General features: G+C 68.8%; 5 protein-coding genes. 2 read left to right on the forward strand and 3 right to left on the reverse strand.

Features of this window, described 5'->3' with window-relative positions; all coding sequences use genetic code 11:
• Positions 1-487, reverse strand: a 487-nt coding sequence (locus tag RT309_RS13675; RefSeq protein WP_313357910.1) for a thiamine pyrophosphate-binding protein, incomplete at its 3' end; no start/stop codon positions are given.
• Positions 488-727: 240 nt separating this feature from the next.
• Between RT309_RS13675 and RT309_RS13680 the strand changes: the two genes are divergently transcribed.
• The gene (locus RT309_RS13680; RefSeq protein WP_313357912.1) at positions 728-1,879 is read left to right on the forward strand and encodes a YihY/virulence factor BrkB family protein; all 1,152 of its coding nucleotides are present in this window, start codon (positions 728-730) and stop codon (positions 1,877-1,879) included.
• Between the two features lie 30 nt (positions 1,880-1,909).
• Here the strand turns inward: RT309_RS13680 and RT309_RS13685 are convergent, their stop codons facing one another.
• A complete protein-coding gene (locus RT309_RS13685) occupies positions 1,910-2,725 on the reverse strand; it encodes a class II glutamine amidotransferase (RefSeq protein WP_313357913.1) in 816 nt (271 codons plus the stop codon).
• 134 nt (positions 2,726-2,859) lie between these two features.
• On the opposite strand from RT309_RS13685, the gene RT309_RS13690 reads away from it, so the two are divergent.
• On the forward strand, positions 2,860-3,366 hold the full coding sequence (locus RT309_RS13690; protein WP_313357915.1) for a phosphoribosyltransferase: 507 nt from the start codon (positions 2,860-2,862) through the stop codon (positions 3,364-3,366).
• A 70-nt stretch (positions 3,367-3,436) separates the two neighbouring features.
• Here RT309_RS13690 and RT309_RS13695 read toward each other — a convergent pair.
• The coding region (locus RT309_RS13695; protein ID WP_313357917.1) for an ATP-dependent DNA ligase at positions 3,437-4,821 on the reverse strand (1,385 nt) is incomplete at its 5' end.

Raw genomic sequence — 4,821 nt, forward strand, 5'->3', positions numbered from 1 at the left:
CCGCCTCGAGTGCGGCGACGTCGTAGGGGATGGCGAGCACGACGGGCACGCGGTAGGTGAGGGCGTGCTCGATCGCGATGACCGTGGTCGCGGCGGCATCCGCGTGCCCGGTCGTATAGGTGCGCGCGCCGACGGCGGAGGCCATCGCGATCTGATCGACATCCCACGGGCGGGGGCCCGAGGTCGGCTCATCGCCCACGACGAGCACGAGCGGCACGTGCGCCTGCACGGCCTCGGCCAGCGCCGTCAGGGTGTTCGTGAACCCGGCGCCGTACGTCGACGTCGCCGCGGCGATGCGGCCGGAGGCGCGGAAGTGCGCGTCAGCGGCCACCACGGCACCCTGCTCGTGGCGCACCGCGGTGAAGACGGCGTCGGTCTGCTTCTCGATCGCGTCGAGGAAGTACGCGTTGCCGTTGCCCATCACTCCGAAGACGTGGTCGATGTGCTGGGCGAGGGTGAGGGCTACGTGGGCGGAGACGGTGGGCATGGTGAAGTGCCTTTCAAGACAGGAACGGAGGAATCCGTATATGTCTCGCGCCTCACGCGGCGTCGCGGAGTGCTTCGTGCCCCTTTTTCGAGCACCGGCCTGAGAGGCCGGACTCTTCCGATAGTAGCGCCGCGGCAATATAGCTCGCGCAGCTATCCAGGTCGAGGCGGTAGTGCGAATCGGTCATCCGGTAGAGAGTGGACGCTCCGAACGCGACCGCACAGCATCACGGAGGGCACCATGTCGGGAAATCTCGAGCAGCCGGCATCGCAGGGCGACGCGCAGAGCAGCACCGCGAAAGAGCGGCGGGCGCCGCAGCCCGACGACGCGCGCAAACCGCAGACCCCGCCCGAGATCGACAAACCCTCGTGGAAGTACGCGCTCAAGCGCGCCTTCTCGGAGTTCCTGCGCGACCGGTGCACCACGCTCGCCGCTGCGCTGACGTACTACAGCGTCCTGGCGATCTTCCCCGCACTGCTTGCCGTCGTCTCGCTGGTGGGGCTGTTCGGCCAGGCCGACGAGACCACCGACCTCCTGCTCAGCGTGCTCGGACGCGTGGCCGACGACTCGGTCGTTCAGGTGCTGCGTCCGCCGATCGAGCAGCTCGCTCAGTCGAACACCGCGGGCTTCGCGCTCATCATCGGTCTGGCCGGCGCCATCTGGTCAGCGTCAGGGTATGTCAGCGCCTTCTCGCAGGCGATGAACACCATCTACGAGATCGATGAGGGTCGCCCGTTCTGGAAGCTGCGCCCGATGGTGCTGCTGCTCACCGTCATCCTGCTGATCATCGCGGTGGCGATCGTGCTGCTGGTGATCGTCTCCGGACCGATCGCCGAGGCGATCGGCGAGACGATCGGGCTCGGTGAGGTGGCGCTCACCGTGTGGAGCATCGCCAAGTGGCCGGTCATCGTGCTGCTCGCCGTTCTGGCTCTCGCGATCCTGTACTACGGCAGCCCCAACGTGAAGCAGCCGAAGTTCCGCTGGATGAGCCTTGGCGCGTTCGTCGCGCTGCTGATCATGGTGATCGCGTCACTCGGATTCTTCTTCTACGTGATCAACTTCAGCAACTACCAGAAGACGTACGGCAGCATCGCGGGCGTCATCATCCTGTTGCTGTGGCTCTGGATCGTGAACCTGTCGCTGCTGTTCGGCGCGGAGTTCGACGCCGAGATGGAGCGCGGTCGTCAGCTGCAGGCCGGCATCGAGGCGGAGGAGAGCATCCAGCTGCCGCCGCGCGACGACAGGCAGAGCAAGAAGATGCAGGAGAAGGAGCAGAAGACCATCGAAGAGGGGCGCGAGCTGCGACTGCGCGCGGAGAACGACTCCCACGACGATGACGACGACCGGCGCGATGACGACGACCGGCGCGAGGAGGACGCGTCGAAGCGCTGATCGCAGGTCGTCGATCGAAGCGGCGGGAGTCTAGCCGTGCAGGGCGTGCTCGGCGGCGAGGTCGAGGGTCGACACCGAGCGGTCGTCGAGCCGGATCGCGGTGACCGATTCGGCCGGAAGGGGAGTCCAGCCGGCGCCTGCGACGCCGGTCGAGCCGACCGCGATCGTGCCGTCGGGGGCTTCGCGCCAGCGCAGCGCGAAGTAGTCCTCGTTGTGCTCACTGGGCAGGACACCGGCCAGCGGGGCGAGGCGGGAGAGATCGTGATCGGTGAGGATGCTGGTGGCGCTGGCGTGCACGACGACGAGCTGCTCTTCGTCGAGCACCAGCGCGTTCAGGCTGGCGAGCGGGAACAGCTCTCGCAGCATCGTCGCGACGCGCGTCGTCGCCTGGTGCAGGCCGAGTCCTTCGGCGACTTTCTCGCGGATGAGCGCGAAGTACATCTCGCTGTCGGTGGTGCCGGTGAGCGTCGCGATGCTCTCGGGGGAGAGCAGGGATCTCAACTGGTCGAGCGGTTTGATGGAGCCGTTGTGTGCGAAAGTGATGCCGTCGGCCGTGAAGGGGTGCGCGTTGCAGTCGAGCACGGGCAGCCCGGCTGTGGCCCACCGCAGGTGCACGATCGCCGAGCGGCACTCGGCATCCATCGCCTGCTCGAACGCCCCATCGCCGATCGCGGATCGCGCCGAGCGGTGCGCGACGGGCGACTGCCCGGGCGCGCTCACGCCCGCCCAGCCCCAGCCGTCGCCGTGCAGGCGCGCCAACGAGAGCAGGCTCTCCATGCCGTCTCGGCCCAGCTCGCGGCGGGCAGCGGAGCGATCAGATGAGACGAAGGCGAACAGGCGGCACATGACGGAAAGACCTCGGAAATCGGGATGAGGGATGCGGCGGGCGACGCGATCCCTCCTTCGTTTCTACCTCATCCCTGGTGAAGCGGGGCGGAATCCCGTCGTCTGGTACGCCATCCGTGTAACAGAATGGACGGATGACTGAGGCGATCGAGCGCGAGACGCTCACCTGGGACGGATTCGGCGACGCGACACGCGAGCTCGCACGAGAGATCATCGACAGCGCCTTCGTACCCGAGGTCGTCGTCGCGATCGCCCGCGGCGGCCTGCTGCCCGCCGGTGCCATCGCCTACGGCCTGGGCGTGAAGAACTGCGGTGCGATCAACATGGAGTTCTACACCGGGATCGGCACGGTACTCGATGCCCCCGAGGTGCTGCCGCCCGAGCTCGACATGGAGTACCTCGACGGACGTCGTGTGCTGCTCGTCGATGACGTCGCCGACTCGGGGCGCACGCTCGCGCTCGCGGTGCAGCTGCTGAAGGAGAAGGGCGCCGACGTGCGCTCGGTGACCATCTACACCAAGCCGTCGACGATCATCCAGCCGGACTTCGCGTGGAAGGACACCGACCGCTGGATCAACTTCCCGTGGTCGTTCAAGGGCACGGTCGTCGAAGAGGATCAGGGGCTGCCAGCGTCGGCGTGAGGCGTTTCGACGCGCTGCGCTCGCTCACCGACCGGGGAGCGGGTGCTGTCGGCGTGAACGCAGCACGCGGTCAGCCGCGCAGGAGCGAGCTGAGGGTCTGGATCGTGTCGGCGTCGCCCGCCGTCTTGTCGGTGCGGTAGCCCTTCACGCGCGCGAAGCGCAGCGCGATTCCGCCCGGATACCGGGGCGAACGCTGCACACCGTCGATCGCGATCTCGACGACGGTCTCGGGCCGCAGGAACATGGTGCTCGCCGTGCGTCGGGTCTCGAGTGCGGGAAAGCTCTCCGTCTGCCAGCGCAGCAGCTCGTCGGTGAGACCCTTGAACGTCTTGCCGACCATGACGAACCCGCCCGGCTCGCCGAACTCGCCCTCGGGATCGCGCGCGCCGAGGTGCAGGTTGGACAGCATCCCGGTGCGCCGCCCCGATCCCCACTCGACGCCGAGAACCACCAGGTCGTAGGTGAGCACGGGCTTCACCTTCACCCACGACTTGCCGCGGCGCCCCGCGGTGTAGGTCGAGTCGACCGCCTTGACCAGCACGCCCTCGTGGCCGGCGGCGAGAGCCTCGCGCGACAGCCGCTCGGCCTCATCGGCATCGTCGGTGACGACGCCGGGCATCCGCCAGTCGCCGGCCACGCGCTCGAGCTCGGCCAGCCGCGCGCTGAGGGGCTGGTCGATGAGGTCGCGGCCGTCGACGTGCAGGATGTCGAAGAACCACGGGCGCAGTGCGAGCTCGCGTGCGACGTCGGCGCCGAAGCGCGACATCGTCTCCTGGAACGGCCGTGGCCCGCCGTCCTCGTCGAGCGACAGCGTCTCGCCGTCGAGGATCACATCGGTCGCGGGCAGCGAGCGCACGATCTCGACCAGCTCGGGCACGCGATGCGTGACGTCGGCGAGGCTGCGGGTGTAGACGCCGACGTCATCGCCGTGCCGGTGCACCTGGATGCGCGCTCCGTCGAGCTTGTACTCCACCGACGCGCGGCCGGTGATCTCCAGCGCCGCCGTCGGTGTGGCCGCGGTGGAGGCGAGCATCGGCATCACCGGTCGCCCGACGGCCAGCCCGACCGCGTCGAGATCGCCCTCGTCGCCGGTCAGCGCGATGACGGCCGTTTCGCCGAGATCACCGGAGAGCATCGCCGCGCGCCGCACCGACGCCGCCGACCGTTCCGAGGCGCGGGCGATCGCGTCGAGCAGCACGCCGCTGAGGGCTCCGGTGCGCAGTTCGCCCATCATCGCGCGCGACAGCAGATCCCATTCCGCCGCCGTGCATCGGGCCGCGAGCTGCTGCAGCACGCTCTGCCGCGCGGCCGTCGAACCCGTGCCCGACGTCGCGGCCAGGGCATCCAGTGCCTGATCGACGTCGGCGATCGTGAGCGTGGGCGACTCGGCATGAGCGAGGTCGAGACCGGCGAGCGTGCGCCAACCGACGCCGAGCCGGCCCTGTCGAGGGGCGG

Source organism: Microbacterium sp., assembly GCF_032084865.1.
GTDB lineage: Bacteria > Actinomycetota > Actinomycetes > Actinomycetales > Microbacteriaceae > Microbacterium.